Raw genomic sequence first — 15,165 nt, 5'->3', positions numbered from 1 at the left:
CCAGCGAGCGTGCGGACATCGACACGCTGCGAGGGGCGTTGGCTTGGAGGCGGCGCTACAGGCCGGCAGCGGCAGCGGCAGCGGCGACGGCACGCGGTGCGCGCGCCTCGACGTCCCATGCCACCGCCCGCGTCTGCATCAACGGCTTGGCCAGCGCATCGCCGGCCCTAACCCCTTCGCCGGCTTTCAGGACGAACAGCGGATTGATGTCGATTTCCTGCACGACATTGCGAAGATCGATGGCCAGCGCCGACAAATGCATGAGCGTGTCGACCAGCGCGTCGAGGTCCGCCTTTGGGCGGCCCCGGGCGCCATCCAGGATCGCGAAGGCCCGCAGTTCACGCACCATTTGTTCCGCTTCCGACCGCACGATGGGCGCGAGGCGAAAACTCACATCCTTCATCACCTCGGCGTAGATACCACCGAAGCCCACCATGACGGCGGGTCCGAACAGCGGATCGTTGTTGACGCCGAGGATGAGTTCGTTCGCGCCGCTGACCATCTCCTGCACCAGCACGCCGTCGAGCACCGCTTGCGGCGCATAGGCCTGCGCATTGCGCATGATCTCGTCGAAGGCAGCCGAGACGGTGTCGCTGCCCTGCATGCCCACGCGCACGCCGCCGGCCTCGGTCTTGTGCGGAATGTCGGTCGACTGGACCTTCATGACCACCGGACCGCCCAGGTCAGCGGCGAGGCGAACCGCGTCCGATGCACTGGTCGCCAGTTGCTCTTGCGTGCCGCGGATGCCATAGGCGCTCAATACCTGCTTGGCCTCGTATTCGGTCAGGTCCGTGCCGCGGCCGGCGATGGCGCGGCACACCTCAGGCCGATGAATGAGGAGCGGCTTCTCGCTGGCCAGCGTCTCGATGCGCATGCGCGCCTGTGCGAAAGCCCACAATGCGCCGGCACCACGCGCACAGCGCACCGGGGATTGGTAGCGCGGAATACCGGCGCGATCCAGGATGTCATAGGCCTCCTGCACGCTGGCCGGATCGGCATTCCACGCGACGAGGATCGGAATGTCGCGCTCCCGCGAGACGCGGACGATCTCGCGAGCCAGCTCGACAGCGAGCTTGCCGCTGGCGGCGGCGAGCGCAAGGCCGATCAGATCCACGTTCGGATCGTCTGCAAGTTTCTCGAGCGTGACTTTGAGGAGGTTGGCGTCGGCCAGCAGACTCGCCGTCACGTCCAGTGGATTTGCCACCGCTGCAAACGAAGGAAGCACCTGCTTGAGCGCACTCACGGTCGATGCTTCGAGCGCGGGCAACTGCAATCCACCGTTGGTCGCGCCGTCCGCCATCGCAATGCCGGCGCCACCGGAAATCGTGACGACCGCGAGCCGGTTGCCCTTGGGAAAGCGCCGTGGCAACAGGGCCTTGGCGCAGTCCGCCAGATCGCCGACATCGTTCACTTCGATGATCCCGCTCTGCCGGAATGCGGCGCGGTACAGCGCCATGGCACCGCCGAGGTTGGCGGTGTGCGATGCAGCCGCCCTGGCGCCAGCTTCAGACGTGCCGACTTTCCAGATGAGCATCGGCTTGCCGGCACGCAGCGCGCGCTGGCCGATGCCCACGAGCCTGTGCGCATCCTGGAAGCCCTCGACATAGCCGGCGATCACGTGGGTTTCGGGGTCGTCGATCATCGCGTCCATGAAGTCGAGCGAGGTCGTCACGGATTCGTTGCCGGTCGAGACGTAGTGCCGGAAGCCAATGCCTTCCTGGCTCGCCAGCATCACGATCGAATTGCCGAAGGCGCCGCTCTGCGAGGTGAGGCTGAGATTGCCGGCTGGGTAGGTCAGGCCGTAGGGCGCGCCGAAGCCGACATGGATGCCATCGCTGACGTTCATATAGCCCTGGCAGTTCGGGCCGATTACGTGCATGCCGAATTCGCGGGCCGTGGCAGCGATGTTGCGCCGCGCCTGCGCGCCTTCCTCACCCGTCTCGGCGAAGCCGGAAGAGAGGATCACCGCGAATCGGCAGCCCTTGCGGCCAAGATCGGCCAGCGCGCTGGCGACGCGCTTGGCCGCCACGGCGATCACCGCGACGTCGGGCGCGATGGGCAGCGATGCGACATCCGGATAGCACGGATACCCGCCCACTTCTGCATAGCGCGGATTGACGGGCAGGATCCGGCCCGTGTAGCCCTTGGCCTTGAGATGCGCGATCGGCTGTCCGCTGATGGATGCCAGGTCCTGCGAGGCGCCGATGACGGTAACGGAGCGTGGGTTGAAGAAATGCTTGAAAGTGGACATGAGGTGTTCCTGGCGTACTTCCGGATGGGTCGCGTGCTTCATGCGTCCACCTTGATGTCCCGGGCCTTGATCAGCGCCGCCCAGCGCGTGGTTTCGGCCTGCAGGAGCTTGTCGAACTGCTTCGCGTCGAGCGCGAGGATCTCCGCGTCGAGCGCCGCGAGCTTGTTGCGCACATCGGCGGTGCCCATGGCCGCCTGCAATGCAGAGCCGAGGTAGTCGACGATGGCCGGCGCGGTGCGTGCGTGGACGGCGAGCCCGTACCACGACTGCACCAGCGCGTCCGGATAGCCCGCCTCGGCAATGGTCGGGATGTCGGGCAGCGAGCGCGTCCGCCTGGTGGCATTGACGGCAAGCGGCCGCACGCGCTTGGACTGGATCAGCGGCAGGATCAGGTTCTGCGACACCAGCGCAAACTGCAGTTGCCCGCGCCCCAGGTCCAGCACCGAAGGCGGCTGGCCCTTGTAGCCGACATTGGTGACCCGCAGGCCGGTCGATTCAAAGAACAGCTCCTGCGCGAGATGCAACGAGTTGCCCGCGCCCGGCACCGGGACATTGACCTCGCCCGGCCGCGCCTTGGCCCATGCCGCGAATTCCTTCAACGTCTTCACCGGCACGTCGTTGTGGACCACGAAGACCGAGGGCACCGCCGCCACCGCGCCGATGGCGCGGAAGTTCTGCACGCGGATGCCGGAGTCGGGATACAGCGTCTGGGCCACCGCCAGCACCGGGGTCACGCCCAGCAGCGTGTACCCGTCCGCCGGCGCGCGGCCGGCGAACTCGATGCCGATGCGGCCGTCGGCGCCCGGCCGGTTTTCCACCACCACGCGCTGCGGCAGGTCCAGCGACATCCGGTCGAGCGCCGCGCGCAGCGTGATGTCGACCACGCCTCCCACCGGATACGGCACGATCGCGCGCACCGGCCGGTCGGGGTAGTTGCCCGGTCCCGTGGCGGCCCGGGCCAGTGCCGGCAGCCAGCCGGGGGCGGCCAGCGCCAGGGTGGTTTGCAACGCAGTCCGTGCGAATGCTCGGCGATCCATGTTGTCTCCTTGTTCTGGCCCCGGCTTTCGTGCCGGGTGCCTTTATTCCAGGTATAGCTGCCTCTGCTGCCTCTGCCGCCTCTGCCGGTCAGCCCGGCAGGTAGCTGCGCAGGCGCTCCAGCGACTGCTGCGTCTCGCGTACCAGCCGCTCCATGATGGTCGCCACCGGCTCGACTTCCCGCACCCAGGCGACACTCTGGCCCGCCGCCTCGTACATCAGCGGCGCGATCTCGTGCTCTTCCACCGCCGCCAGCAGGCGCCCGGTCAGCGCCTGCTGGTAAGGCATGTCGAGCGGCTCGGGGGCGCCGGGCGCCGCCCACGCGTCGGAGAACGCGCTGCGCACCACCCGGCAAGGCTTGCCGCTGTGCGCGCGCGTGATGACGGTGTCTTCGCTGCCCGCGGCCAGCAGCCGCTCGGTCAGCGCGGCCGGCAGCCGGTGCTCGGTGCTGCCCAGCCACACCGTGCCGAGCCATGCGCCTTGCGCACCCATCGCCAGTGCCGCGGCGACCTGGCTGCCTTCGCCGACGCCGCCGGCGGCAAGCACCGGCCGGCCTTCCGCCGCCGCGATGATCTGCGGCACCAGCGTGAAGGTGCCGGTGGTCCCGGTATGCCCGCCCGCGTCATAGCCCTGCGCGACCAGCACATCGACGCCGGCCGCGATGGCCTTGCGTGCATGCTTGATGGCGCCGACCAGCGCCATCGTGGTCTTGCCGGCACGCCGCACCCTGGCAAGGGTGTCGACGGGCGTGCCGACACCGGCCGCGAAGACTTCTACCGCGCTCTCGGCCACTGCCTCGACCTGCTCCTCGAACAAGGCCTGCGAGCGCACATACTGCGAGAAGAAGTTGCCTTGCGAGGCCGGCGGCACATCGAAGCGCTCGAACAGGCTGTCGACAAACTGGCGATGCCCGTCCGGAATGGCCGCCGCCACGTCATCGGGGGTGGAGACGCCCGGCAGCGCGGTCGGCAGCAGCAGGTCCACGCCGACGGGAACGCCGGGACACAGCGCGCGCAGGTCGCGCAGCTTTTGCGCGAGTTCGTTGGGGCCGTCGCGCGCGGCGGCATAGACGCCGAGTCCGCCCGCATTGGAGATCGCCGCGGCCACTTCGATGCTGTGCGCCAGTCCGAAGATCGGGTAGCGGATGCCGAGCCGGCGGCACAGCGCGTTGGCCAGGGGATTGTGGCTGGTCTCGGTCATCAGTGCGCTCCGAACAGGTCCGGGTCAAAGTCGAGGCAGGGGTGCTGCGGCATCGCCGCTGCCGTCTTCATCACGTACCTGCCGATCAGGTTCTTGTGGACTTCGCTGGTGCCCTCGCCGATCTGGTTCATCTTGGCATCGCGCAGGAAGCGTTCGATCGGATAGGCATTCAGGTAGCTGTTGCCGCCGAGCAGCTGCGCGCAGTCCACCACCACGCGCATGCACAGGTCGGTGCTGTGCATCTTGGCGATCGAGGCGTGGATCGACGTTTCGGGGTCCTCGCGGTCGTAGCGCTGCGCCGCGCTGTACACCAGGCAGCGCGCGGCTTCGATGCGCGCTGCCATGTCGGCCAGCATCCACTGGATGCCCTGGTGCTCGCCCACTGCCTTGCCCGACACTTGCCGATGCCCGGCGTACTGCGCCGCGATCTGCAGCGCGCCGGCCATCCGCCCCAGTGCAATCGCCGCATGGCCGATCCGGGCGCGCACCAGCGTGTCCTGCGCCAGCGCCATGCCCTGTCCCTCTTCGCCGAGGCGATGCGACGCCGGCACGAACACGTCGTCCAGACGCACCTCCGCGATCGGCACGCCATGCCAGCCGAGCTTGGGGATGATGGCCGAGACGCTGAGCCCTTCGGCTTCGCGCGGCACCAGGAACGCAGTCAGCCCTTTGCTGCCGCCGGGCCCGTCGGCGAGCGATGCCACCACCACAAACATGTCGGCCACCGTGGCGCGGGTAATGAACTTCTTCACCCCCGACAACCGGTAGCCGCCGGGGTGCCGGCTGGCGACGGTGCGCAGCCGAGCGAGGTCCGAGCCCGCGCCGGGCTCGGTCAGCGCGAACGCGGATTGCTTGTCGCCGCGGGCCAGCAGCGGCACCGTCTGCGCGCACAGCTCGGGCGAGCCGCCCGCGACGATCGGGCGCGACGACAGGTCCGTGCCCGTCACGAGCGAGGCCGCGGTGCTGCAGACCCGGGCGATTTCTTCGATGATCCTGACGCGCAGCAGCATCGATGCCGCCGTGCCGCCAAATTCCCGGGGGAATGCCGTGGCGATGACGCCGCTTTCGGCCAGCGCGCGGAAGGTGTCCCAGGCGAAGTCGTCATTGCGGTTTGCCGCATTGGCCTTCGGGCCGATGGTTTCCTGGACCAGCGCCTGGACTCGGGCCAGCGTATCGGTTTGCGCCGCGTCGAGCGGCGCCAGCGGATGGCGTTCGGCGGATAGGGGCATGGGTCGGTGTCTCCTCGTGTGGGTCAGTGTGGTCAGTGTGGTCGGTGCTCGTCGGTGTCCATTGCTTGTAACGATAGAGAGGCGGTATCCTCCGATCAATGCCGGCAGGAGAAAGCAGGTATCTCGCCGGAAGATAGCGGGAGCCAAGGCATGCAAACGGAAGCAGGGCAGGACCTCACACTCAAGGCGCTGGCGACCTTCGTGGCGGTGGCGCGCACGGGCAGCGTTTCGGGGGCAGCGGCGCAGCTCGGGCTGGCGCAGTCGGCCATCAGCAGGCAGGTGGCCGAACTGGAGCGGATGTTCGGCGGCGCGCTGTTCTACCGCACCGGGCGCGGCGTACGGCCGACCACGCTGGCCGCGCAGGTGCTCGCCGACGCCGAGCCGCTGCTGGCCGGCGCCCGGCAACTGGTGGAGTCGGCGCGGGGCGAGGCGGGCAACGTCGGCGGGATGGTCACGCTCGGGCTGGTGCCGGCGGTGGCGCCGCTGCTGTCGAGCCGGCTCTACGCCGCCGTGCAGGAGCGCCTGCCGGCGGTCCGGCTGCGCATCGTGGAGGGCTACAGCGGGGAGATCGAGACCCGGCTGACGCAGGGCAGCATCGACCTTGCGGTGCTCAACCGCTACCGCGCCGAAGGCCGGAACAGCTACCGGCGCCTGCTCGACACGCCGCTGATGCTGGTGGGCCGGCGCGCGGCCTTGCAGGCGCACTGGCGCACGGTGGGCGGCAGGCCGGCGTCGATCACGGCGCGCCAGCTCGGCGGCGTGCCGCTGGTGCTGCCGGTGCCCCCCAACGCCATCCGCAACCTGCTCGACGAGCTGGCCATCGCCCATCGCATCCCGCTCAATGTCTGCATGGAGGCCAGCTCATCGGTGGTCATCAAGCGCATCATGTTTGACCACGCCGCGTTCTCCGTGCTGCCCTACCACGCGGTCGCAGCCGAGCTGGAGAGCGGTGACTTCGATGGCGTGCCGCTGTCGGACCGCGCCTTGCGGCAATCGGTCGTGCTGGCCACCAGCAGCCAGCGCCCGTTTACGGCTGCCGCGCGGCAGGTGGCGCAGATGATCCCGGGGATTGCGGATGCGTTGATCCGCGAAGGCATGTGGCGGCGATAGGTGGTGGTCGCGGCGAAGCACAGGCGCCGCTCTTGCGTGCGTGGGCGCTTCCATCACCGCGGCCGGATCACCGGGTTGGACGAATCGGGCGAACTGTGCGGGCGAACTGTCCGGGCGAACTGTGCGGGCGGCAGGAATGGAAAGTAGGGATCGCCGGGAGCGATTGCTCATGGCGAAAACGCCCTCGCCAGCCGGCAAGGCCGGCGGGCGAGGGCGGGGACCAGATGGCCGCGTCCGTCAGCGCCGGCCGGCAAGTCGGCGGATCACCGAAATGAAGTGATCGACTTCCCCGGTCGTATTGTAGAAAGCCAGTGACGGGCGCACCGTGGCCTCGACGCCGAAGCGACGCAGGATGGGCTGGGCGCAGTGATGGCCTGAACGCACCGCAATGCCTTCTTCATTGAGCGCGCGGCCGACTTCCTCGGTCTCATACCCCTTGAGCACGAAGGACAGCACGCTGGCCTTGTCCCGCGCGGTGCCGATCAGCCGCACCCCCGGGACAGGCGCCAGCAGCCGGGTGGTATATTCGAGCAGGTCATGCTCGTAGCGGGCGATACTGTCGATGCCGACGCGTTCCACATAATCCAGCGCGGCACCGAGGCCGACCGCATCGGCGATATTGCCGGTGCCTGCCTCGAAGCGATTGGGTGGCGGCTGGAACTCGGTGCGCTCGAAGGTGACGTCGGCGATCATGTTGCCGCCGCCTTGCCAGGGTGGCATGTGCTCCAGGATCTCGCGCTTGCCATAGACCACGCCGATGCCGGTGGGGCCGAAGATCTTGTGCCCCGAGAACACGAAGAAGTCGGCATCGATGGCCTGCACGTCCACGCGCATGTGCGAGACCGACTGCGCGCCGTCGACCAGCGCCCTGGCGCCGGCAAGGTGCGCCAGTTCGACGATTTCCCGGACCGGCACCACCGTGCCCAGCGCATTGGAGACCTGCGTCACCGCCACGATGCGGGTGCGGTGGTTGAGCAGGCGCCGGTACTCGTCCAGCCGTACCTGGCCGGAATCATCCACCGGTATGACCCGCAGCCTGGCCCCGACCTGCGCGGCAAGTTGCTGCCACGGCACGATGTTGGCGTGATGCTCCAGGTGCGAGACGATGATCTCGTCGCCTTCGCCTACATGGCTCACCCCCCAGGTCTTGGCGATCAGGTTGATCGCCTCGGTGGCGCCGCGCACGAAGATGATCTCGTCGGGCGAGGCGGCGCCGATAAAGCGCTGCACCTTGCTGCGCGCGGCCTCGTAGGCATCGGTGGCGCGCGCCGCCAGCGCATGCGCGGCGCGGTGGATATTCGAGTTCTCGTGCGCATAGAAATGCGAGATGCGCTCGATCACCTGGCGCGGCTTGTGGGTGGTGGCGGCATTGTCGAACCACACCAGCGGGCGGCCATTGACGCGTTCCTGCAGGATCGGGAAGTCGCGGCGCACGGCGTGCACGTCGAACGGCGCGCCCGACGGCGCCGCCGCCCACGGCAAGGCGTCGCCGTGGCCAACGCCTTGCGGTACCAGGCGCGGCACACCGCTCGCGTCGGGCAGTGCGATGCGGTCCAGGCTGCCCGGGCCGCTGCGTGACGCAAGCCCCGCAGTGTCGAGGAAATAATAGGCGCTCGCCGCCTGCCCCGGCCGCGGCGAAGCATCGGCGACCGGTGGCACCCCCAGCGCGGTGCCGCCGAAGCGGCTTTCCAGCGCGGGCGCCGCGTTGGTCACGGTATCGGGCAGGCCGTTCTGCGCGGCCGCGCTAGGCAGCAGCGCTGGCGCGCGGTTGCCCAGCGACAGCACATGGGTTGGCGCCGCCGGCGCCAGGTTGGCGCCTGGCACCTTGCCTTGGGGAATGGCGGCGCCAGGCACGCCGGTGCCCGTGCCGCCCGGGCCCGCCAGCGGCGAGCCGGCAGGCGCGGGATTGCCGGCCACGGCCAGCGCTGGGGCAAGCTCGGGCGCAAGTTCCGCCGGCTTGCCCGGCAAGGCCGAGAAGAAGGCCCCGGCCAGCCGCGCCAGCACGGCAGGATCGGGCAGGCCCGCGGGCACCTGCGGTGCTGCCGGAACGCTTGCGCCCGGATTACTTGTAGGTGTCAGGGTAGTCATGGTACTTGCCGATTTCCACGTCATCGAGAACCGCCAGCGCGTCCGGCGCATGCACCGCGAGCGAGCAGTACAGGGAGATCAGATAGGAGGCGATGGCCTGGTCGTTGATGCCCATGAAGCGCACCGACAAGCCCGGGCCCTGTTCGCCCGCCACGCCGGGCTGGTACAGGCCGACCACGCCCTGGCGCTTGTCGCCCACGCGCAGCAGCAGGATCTTGCTCTTGCCGTCGGCCACCGGCACCTTGTCCGACGGAATCAGCGGAATGCCGCGCCAGGTGATGAACTGCGAGCCGAACAGGCTGACCGTGGGCGGCGGCACGCCACGGCGCGTGCATTCGCGCCCGAAGGCGGTGATCGCCAGCGGATGCGCGAGGAAGAACGCGGGCTCCTTCCACACCTTGCCGAGCAACTCGTCGAGATCGTCCGGCGTGGGCGCGCCGGTCAGCGGGAAGATCCGCTGCTCTTCGGCCACGTTGGCCAGCAGGCCGTAGTCCGGGTTGTTGATCAGTTCGCTTTCCTGGTGCTCCTTGATGGTCTCGATGGTCAGGCGCAGTTGTTCCTTGACCTGGTCGTGCGGGCTGCTGTACAGGTCCGACACGCGCGTATGCACGTCGAGCACGGTGCTGACCGCGTTCAGGAAATACTCGCGGGGCTGCTCTTCGTAGTCGACGAAGGTGCGGGGCAGGCGGCCCTCGCTGTCACGCTGGGTGCAGGCCACCTGTACGGTTTCAGGGTTCTGCACCTTGTTCAGGCGATAGATGCCCGCCTCGACCGGGACCCATTGCAGGAAATGCGTCAGCCAGCGAGGCGTGATGGACGCGAGTTGGGGAACGGTCTTGGTCGCGTTGGCTAGTTGCCGTGCTGCGTTATCGCCGAGCGCGGTCTGGCTGCCTGCTGATGCCGACATGTAAAACTCCTGGTTGATATGAGAAAAACAGGGAAGGTTATGAGCAGGGCGATTATCAAAGCCGTCATGGCCGCCTTCAACAGGCTATAGACGGCAAACTGCCCCGCCTGGTGACATACCGCTAGCGTGTACCGCCGGCACTGGCCTGGCGCCGCAGCTCCGGCTCCGCGCCATGGCTGGCGCCAAGCAGCCAGGCGATAGGCACCCCCAGCGCCAGCGCGAGCTTCTCCACCGTGACGATCGATGCGATCACGCTGCCACGCTCGATCTCGCCCACGTAGGAGCGGTTCAGGCTGGCATGCTCGGCCAGTGTTTCCTGCGACCAGCCTTGGACTTCGCGCAACTCGCGCACGGTGCTGCCCAGCGTACGGACAAGGTCGTTCATGGCAGGGCAGCCTCCGCAAAGGGTCGGGCAGGCTCGCCCTCGCTGCGCGATACCGCCTGCGTGACATGCGCACCGGGCGCGACATCCTGCGTGACCCAGACATTGCCACCAATGACCGCGCCGCGGCCCAGCGTGATGCGGCCAAGGATGGTCGCGCCGGCGTAGATCACCACATCGTCCTCGACGATCGGATGGCGCGGCAGGCCTTTTTCCAGGTGGCCCTTGGCATCGCGCGGAAAACGCTTGGCGCCGAGCGTGACGGCCTGGTACAGGCGCACCCGTTCGCCGATGATGGCGGTTTCGCCGATCACCACGCCGGTACCGTGATCGATGAAGAAGCCGCTGCCGATGCGCGCGCCCGGATGGATATCGATGCCGGTTTCGGCGTGCGCCAGCTCGGCCACGATGCGGGCCAGCAGTGGCAGGCCGAGCTGGTACAACACATGGGCAAGGCGGTGATGGATCATCGCCAGCACGCCGGGGTAGCACAGCAAGACTTCATCGACGCTGCCGGCGGCCGGGTCGCCGTGGTAGGCCGCCAGCACGTCGCTGTCGAGCAGGATGCGGATCTGCGGCAGGCTGGCGGCAAAGTCCCGCACCGCGGCCAGCGCGCGGGTCTCGAGCTCGGGCGGGCCGTGCTCGGCGTGACGGGCGGTGTAGCGAAGCTCCAGGCGCGCCTGGGTCAGCAGCGCATGCAGCGCCGCGTCGAGCGAATGTCCGATATAGAGATCCTCGCTCTCCTGGCGCAGGTCCGGCGGCCCGAGGCGCATCGGAAAGAGCGCGCCCTTCAGGGCCACCACGATCTGGGCCAGTGCTTCGCGTGAGGGCAGGTCTCGCCCGCCCGGCTCGAGCAAGCGTTGCTGGCCCTCGCGCCATTGCCGGCGAACCTGCTGCAAGGCCTGGACGATTTCGTCTACGTCAAAGTTCGCCATTGCTGACAACTCCTTTTGTTGCGCCAGTCAGGCGACTACTGCTGCGACCATGGCAGGCCGTGAAAGCGCCAGCCGCCCAGGCCGCCGCGCCGCTGTTGTTCGTCGAGATCGCCCTCAAAGCCTTCCTGCACGTTGTAGACCTGGGCCAGTCCGGCCTTGGTGGCCGCCTCGGCGGCGAGCGCTGAGCGATTGCCGCTGCGGCATAGCAACAGCACCACCGCGTCCTTGCCGGTCTTGGCTTCGAGTTCGCGCACGAAGCGGGGGTTGCGGGTCAGGCTGGTGCCGGTCGCCCAGGGCACGTGCAGGCTGCCGGGTACATGGCCGACAAAGGTTCGCTCTTCCTGCGAGCGCACATCGACCAGCAGCGCGTGGCCGGCGTTGAGCAGCTCCCACGCCTGTCGCGGCGAGATGGTGCCGGCGTAGGGCAGGCCGGCGGAGCGGGCAAGCTCGTGGGCAGTTTGCAGCGCGGGATGCGCGATTCGTTCTTCCAGTGCAGTCGTCATAGCGTTCTCCTCCTTCAGGTCTTCACCCCCGCCAGCATTGCGCCGGCTTGCTTGCACAGCGCACGGTTGCAGGGCGATGGCAACTGTCTATAGCCACCAGGCACACTATGAAAGGACGCAACAGGAATGAAAACGAAGAAATCCGCATTTCTAAAGACGCCCCGGACCTTCCGGTTCTGACTAGCGCCGAGCCGATGGGATGGAAAGCGGAAAGGAGCGCGCCGCCCGGCAGGGCATGCGGCGATATGCGCAACGAGCTGGATCAGGCGTCGTCGGTTGTTGATCAGGCTGCCCTGAGATCTGGGCGAGACAGCCCAGCTGCGTACAGCCGCGACCATTGGGATGGCCTCGCGATGTCGATGCCTGCCAGGCGAGGCAGGGCTTGTGCGTCTGGATCGATCACCAAGTTTATGAAGCAAGCCGCGTCGGACCAACGAATGATTGAGCCTATGCATATGCCGCAGGGATTGCCGCGGGTAGCGGTCCATTGGCGCATATAGCGCATGGCGATTGTCCTTCTTGCTTGTTCGCCGGGAGAAGAACCCTGAGCCGGCATCCACGTCTCCCGCGCCACCACCGGCCGGTCTTCGCATCGCGCGCCGGGCTAGACAGATCGCGCTATCGGCTCGTTATCGGCTCGTTTTTCGGCTCGTTCGCCAGGGTCTCTATCCGTACCTTGGTCGAGTCCTTGAGAACCGTCAATCTGGTGCGATGGAGTAGCGCATGGTCTGGCGCAGAGCCGTCACTGTTCAGCCGCTTCACCTTGTTGAATACGACAGAGAAGCTTTCCTGGGTGACGGTCGCCGATGCGTATCCTTGTGCGTCGTGATCGACGTACTGGAGATCGGGGTTGTTGGCCTTGAGGAAAGCGTCGAACGCCGCTGGCGTGGCGACGAGTGGAGCGAGCGGCGTGCCGCTCCATGCTGCCTTGACGTAGGTGTAGAACGACGTGCTGCTGATGCCGGCGCAGACGAAATCAACCAACACCGGCGTGCCGGCCTCGGGGGTCGGCCCGCCGCGCACGACGCCGCACTGGAAGGCGTGCAAATCCCCCGTGATGGCGATGACGTTGCGGATCGAGGCCTGTTCCAGGTAGGCGAGCAGGTCGTGCTTGTCCGTGGGGTAGCCGTCCCACGAATCGCAATTGATGACGAAGCGGTCCTCCGATGCGCCATTCGCGGTGCGCAAGGCCGCCCACAGCCGGTTCAGCATGACCTCGTTGCCCCACACCTTCCATGTGGCGCGCGACGTCTTCAGCTTGTCCTTCCACCACTGGGTTTGCGCCGGGCCCAGCATCGACGGAGCGCGGCCAAGCCGCGCCGTAGCCAATGCTTCGAAGCGTTGCAGCACCTCAGGCTTCACGAAGTAGCGCGATCCGACTGCGTCGTCGCCGTGAACGGGATCGTGTCCGCGAGCCTCGGCTATCGCCCGTGCGCTGATCACCTGGCCGTCGCGGTACAGCCGCTCGTCGGTCATGATCAGTTGCATCAGCGAGCCAAAGCTGAAATCGCGATAGATGCGGATGTTGCGATATGACGCATCCTCCGGAGCGAACTCCACATCGCTCCAGTCGATCGGCATATATTCGGCCCACGCCCGGGTGGCGTTGCGCCGGCGTTGCGTCTCCTGCTTGCCCTCATTGGTGTAAGCCTGATGATCCTGCCAGCCATCGTCAGAGAATTCGTGATCATCCCAGATTGCAATGATCGGGAACCGGCGATGAACGTCCTGCAGTCGCGGGTCGGTCCGGTACGTTCGATATAGCGCGCGATAGTCGGCCAGCGTATGGGCGTAGACGCCGCCGCCCGGCATCGGCTGCCCATCGGGCAGGTTCAACGGCGGGTGCGCAGGTTCCGCAGGGCTGGCCGCTTGCGCACCCACCGTCTCATAGATGTAGTCGCCGACGTGCACGACGAAGTCGAGATCCGTCTCGGCCGCCATCAGCGTCATCGCCTGCCAGTGGTTGACGCCCCAGTCCTGGCACGTGAGCCACGCGAAGCGGACCCGGGTGTTGGCATCGGCCGGGCCGGGCGCCGTCAGCGCCGTGCCGGTGCCGGTCACGTCATCGCCGGCGACGAATCGGTAGTGGTACAGGGTCTTCGGCGACAACCCGATGATTTTCGCCCGAACGGTATGGTCGAAGCGGCGCAATGCGCTCAGCCGTACACTTGCGACGGTCGTTGCAAAGTCCGGCCGTGTCGACACGTCGAGTCGCACCGGCACCACGTCAACGTCGCCCTGCGCGGCGACGCAGCGGGTCCAGAACACCACCGACGCGTCCCGCGGGTCGCCGCTGGCAATGCCCTGCGGGAACAGGTATCGGCCCTTGCGCGCCGACGCGACGCCCGGCGGCCCGGACCCGCAAGCCGTGAGCGCACCGGATGCAACGGCGATGGCAAAGAAGGCCGACGACTTCAGAAAATGACGGCGTTTCATCCAACCTCCGTTACGCGCCGGACCCGGCACGGTACGCTCGGACTACAGGCGCATCCGGAACCGGTGACCGTCCGCGCGTCGAGCGGGACCTGCCACAGGCGCCGGGCAACGTTCTACTGGCCCTCGCCCGTGTCACATCGGCTTTGCTGCCGTCCGGAAGACCTCGCTGAGGTCGGCATCTTCCAGTACTGGCGTGACCTCAAGCTTCATCAGGTCGCTCCACAGGTAGGCGAATTCAGTCAGAAGCTTCACATCGTTTGTCTCGAGCAGGTCGAAGCCGCCGCTCAGGTCTGCCCTGGTCCATCTGCCCAGCAAGGTGACGCCCGCCGGCGGGAGCCCGCCGGTCTTCTGGAATCGCCCGATTATGTCCTCCCGGACTCGCGTATCCGGGGCCCAAGTGAATGTCAGCATGAACTTCATGGATGGCCTCCTTTGCTGTTTGGCCGATTGAAGCCTGTTATACGGGCGCTGCCTGAGCTTGGATGCAATGACAGAAACGGCCTTGGACGGGCGGCGTCATGGTGACGGCCTCGCCCGCCTAGCACTATTGTAGAAAGAGCAGAAATAGCCAGCGCGAAATCACCAAGAGCAAGTTCTGGTGCCGGACAAGCGGCCGCCATCGCCTGCGCGATGGCGGCGAGAGCGTGCTGCACAACAGCCAACGGGATCAGCTTCTTCGTGCCGGGCATCGGTTTTCAAATCTGAACTTCAGGATTTCAAAAGTGAAATAGATGCGGTGGATCTGCTTCTTAATGTTCAGCAAAATCAAGGAGATGCCAGTTTTTTGGCGTGTTGGCCCGGTTCCTGCGAGTAGGGGGGCTGCCATCAAGGGCCCTCTGAAAATTTCGTGGTGTGGACGGCTTGACCTGAAGCGCTTTCTCTCCGACTTTCCGTTGCCATGCGTTGTGGCAACACCGTTTCCTGATGCTCATGGACTACGCCCCGATCAAATCCCTGCTGATTGCCAACCGTTCCGAGATCTCCATCCGCGTGATGCGCGCGGCTGCCGAGATGAATATCCGGACCGTGGCGATCTATTCGAAGGAAGACCGCCTCGCGCTCCATCGCTTCAAGGCCGATGAGAGCTAC

The 15,165-nt window shown here is 67.0% G+C and carries 13 protein-coding genes; 2 read left to right on the top strand and 11 right to left on the bottom strand.

All coding sequences use genetic code 11. The features are described 5' to 3' along the window. Positions 1-55 precede the first annotated feature (55 nt). The 4 genes from AB4Z48_RS33775 to AB4Z48_RS33760 form a co-directional block, all read right to left on the bottom strand. Positions 56-2,251, bottom strand: a complete 2,196-nt coding sequence (locus AB4Z48_RS33775) for an acetate--CoA ligase family protein (RefSeq protein WP_441622125.1) — start codon at positions 2,249-2,251, stop codon at positions 56-58. A 38-nt stretch (positions 2,252-2,289) separates the two neighbouring features. Next, positions 2,290-3,288, bottom strand: a complete 999-nt coding sequence (locus AB4Z48_RS33770) for a Bug family tripartite tricarboxylate transporter substrate binding protein (protein ID WP_441622123.1) — start codon at positions 3,286-3,288, stop codon at positions 2,290-2,292. An 88-nt stretch (positions 3,289-3,376) separates the two neighbouring features. Continuing rightward, positions 3,377-4,486 carry an NAD(P)H-dependent flavin oxidoreductase gene (locus tag AB4Z48_RS33765; protein ID WP_441622121.1) on the bottom strand — a complete coding sequence of 370 codons (1,110 nt, stop codon included), beginning with the start codon at positions 4,484-4,486 and terminating at the stop codon, positions 3,377-3,379. After that, positions 4,486-5,715: an acyl-CoA dehydrogenase family protein gene (locus tag AB4Z48_RS33760; RefSeq protein WP_441622119.1), complete on the bottom strand. Its 1,230-nt coding sequence runs from the start codon at positions 5,713-5,715 to the stop codon at positions 4,486-4,488. Before AB4Z48_RS33760 ends, AB4Z48_RS33765 begins: the two co-directional genes overlap by 1 nt. Before the next feature lie 150 nt (positions 5,716-5,865). Between AB4Z48_RS33760 and AB4Z48_RS33755 the strand changes: the two genes are divergently transcribed. Beyond that, entirely contained in the window at positions 5,866-6,825 is a 960-nt protein-coding gene (locus AB4Z48_RS33755; protein WP_441622117.1) for a LysR family transcriptional regulator, read from the top strand. A gap of 237 nt (positions 6,826-7,062) precedes the next feature. Here the strand turns inward: AB4Z48_RS33755 and AB4Z48_RS33750 are convergent, their stop codons facing one another. From AB4Z48_RS33750 to AB4Z48_RS33720, 7 genes are all read right to left on the bottom strand, one after another. Then, on the bottom strand, positions 7,063-8,913 hold the full coding sequence (locus tag AB4Z48_RS33750; RefSeq protein ID WP_441622115.1) for a family 2A encapsulin nanocompartment cargo protein cysteine desulfurase: 1,851 nt from the start codon (positions 8,911-8,913) through the stop codon (positions 7,063-7,065). Beyond that, positions 8,888-9,820: a family 2A encapsulin nanocompartment shell protein gene (locus AB4Z48_RS33745; RefSeq protein WP_441622113.1), complete on the bottom strand. Its 933-nt coding sequence runs from the start codon at positions 9,818-9,820 to the stop codon at positions 8,888-8,890. Before AB4Z48_RS33745 ends, AB4Z48_RS33750 begins: the two co-directional genes overlap by 26 nt. Before the next feature lie 121 nt (positions 9,821-9,941). Continuing rightward, positions 9,942-10,205 carry a helix-turn-helix domain-containing protein gene (locus AB4Z48_RS33740; RefSeq protein WP_441622111.1) on the bottom strand — a complete coding sequence of 88 codons (264 nt, stop codon included), beginning with the start codon at positions 10,203-10,205 and terminating at the stop codon, positions 9,942-9,944. Beyond that, the gene (epsC, locus tag AB4Z48_RS33735) at positions 10,202-11,137 is read right to left on the bottom strand and encodes a serine O-acetyltransferase EpsC (RefSeq protein WP_441622109.1); all 936 of its coding nucleotides are present in this window, start codon (positions 11,135-11,137) and stop codon (positions 10,202-10,204) included. Before epsC ends, AB4Z48_RS33740 begins: the two co-directional genes overlap by 4 nt. 35 nt (positions 11,138-11,172) lie before the next feature. Further along, positions 11,173-11,640: a rhodanese-like domain-containing protein gene (locus AB4Z48_RS33730; protein WP_441622107.1), complete on the bottom strand. Its 468-nt coding sequence runs from the start codon at positions 11,638-11,640 to the stop codon at positions 11,173-11,175. 618 nt (positions 11,641-12,258) lie between these two features. Beyond that, complete coding sequence (locus AB4Z48_RS33725) at positions 12,259-14,076, bottom strand: alkaline phosphatase D family protein (RefSeq protein ID WP_441622105.1); 1,818 nt, start codon at positions 14,074-14,076, stop codon at positions 12,259-12,261. A 132-nt stretch (positions 14,077-14,208) separates the two neighbouring features. Next, a complete protein-coding gene (locus AB4Z48_RS33720; RefSeq protein WP_441622103.1) occupies positions 14,209-14,496 on the bottom strand; it encodes a DUF3303 domain-containing protein in 288 nt (95 codons plus the stop codon). Positions 14,497-15,006: 510 nt separating this feature from the next. On the opposite strand from AB4Z48_RS33720, the gene AB4Z48_RS33715 reads away from it, so the two are divergent. Next, a partial coding sequence (locus AB4Z48_RS33715; RefSeq protein ID WP_441622188.1) for a biotin carboxylase N-terminal domain-containing protein occupies positions 15,007-15,165 on the top strand: 159 nt, incomplete at its 3' end.

This window comes from Cupriavidus sp. 2TAF22, assembly GCF_052115045.1.
Classification (GTDB): domain Bacteria; phylum Pseudomonadota; class Gammaproteobacteria; order Burkholderiales; family Burkholderiaceae; genus Cupriavidus.
The sequence above is the reverse complement of the archived record's forward strand: the minus strand, read 5'-3'. Positions and strand labels throughout refer to the sequence as shown.

What these genes read in the sequence shown, in the direction of transcription:
- AB4Z48_RS33765 (WP_441622121.1), bottom strand. Translation starts at nt 4,486, where the DNA reads ATGACCGAGACCAGCCACAATCCCCTGGCCAACGCGCTGTGCCGCCGG.
- AB4Z48_RS33750 (WP_441622115.1), bottom strand. Translation starts at nt 8,913, where the DNA reads ATGACTACCCTGACACCTACAAGTAATCCGGGCGCAAGCGTTCCGGCA.
- AB4Z48_RS33740 (WP_441622111.1), bottom strand. Translation starts at nt 10,205, where the DNA reads ATGAACGACCTTGTCCGTACGCTGGGCAGCACCGTGCGCGAGTTGCGC.
- AB4Z48_RS33720 (WP_441622103.1), bottom strand. Translation starts at nt 14,496, where the DNA reads ATGAAGTTCATGCTGACATTCACTTGGGCCCCGGATACGCGAGTCCGG.
- AB4Z48_RS33770 (WP_441622123.1), bottom strand. Translation starts at nt 3,288, where the DNA reads ATGGATCGCCGAGCATTCGCACGGACTGCGTTGCAAACCACCCTGGCG.
- AB4Z48_RS33755 (WP_441622117.1), top strand. Translation starts at nt 5,866, where the DNA reads ATGCAAACGGAAGCAGGGCAGGACCTCACACTCAAGGCGCTGGCGACC.
- AB4Z48_RS33760 (WP_441622119.1), bottom strand. Translation starts at nt 5,715, where the DNA reads ATGCCCCTATCCGCCGAACGCCATCCGCTGGCGCCGCTCGACGCGGCG.
- AB4Z48_RS33725 (WP_441622105.1), bottom strand. Translation starts at nt 14,076, where the DNA reads ATGAAACGCCGTCATTTTCTGAAGTCGTCGGCCTTCTTTGCCATCGCC.
- AB4Z48_RS33745 (WP_441622113.1), bottom strand. Translation starts at nt 9,820, where the DNA reads ATGTCGGCATCAGCAGGCAGCCAGACCGCGCTCGGCGATAACGCAGCA.
- epsC (WP_441622109.1), bottom strand. Translation starts at nt 11,137, where the DNA reads ATGGCGAACTTTGACGTAGACGAAATCGTCCAGGCCTTGCAGCAGGTT.
- AB4Z48_RS33730 (WP_441622107.1), bottom strand. Translation starts at nt 11,640, where the DNA reads ATGACGACTGCACTGGAAGAACGAATCGCGCATCCCGCGCTGCAAACT.
- AB4Z48_RS33775 (WP_441622125.1), bottom strand. Translation starts at nt 2,251, where the DNA reads ATGTCCACTTTCAAGCATTTCTTCAACCCACGCTCCGTTACCGTCATC.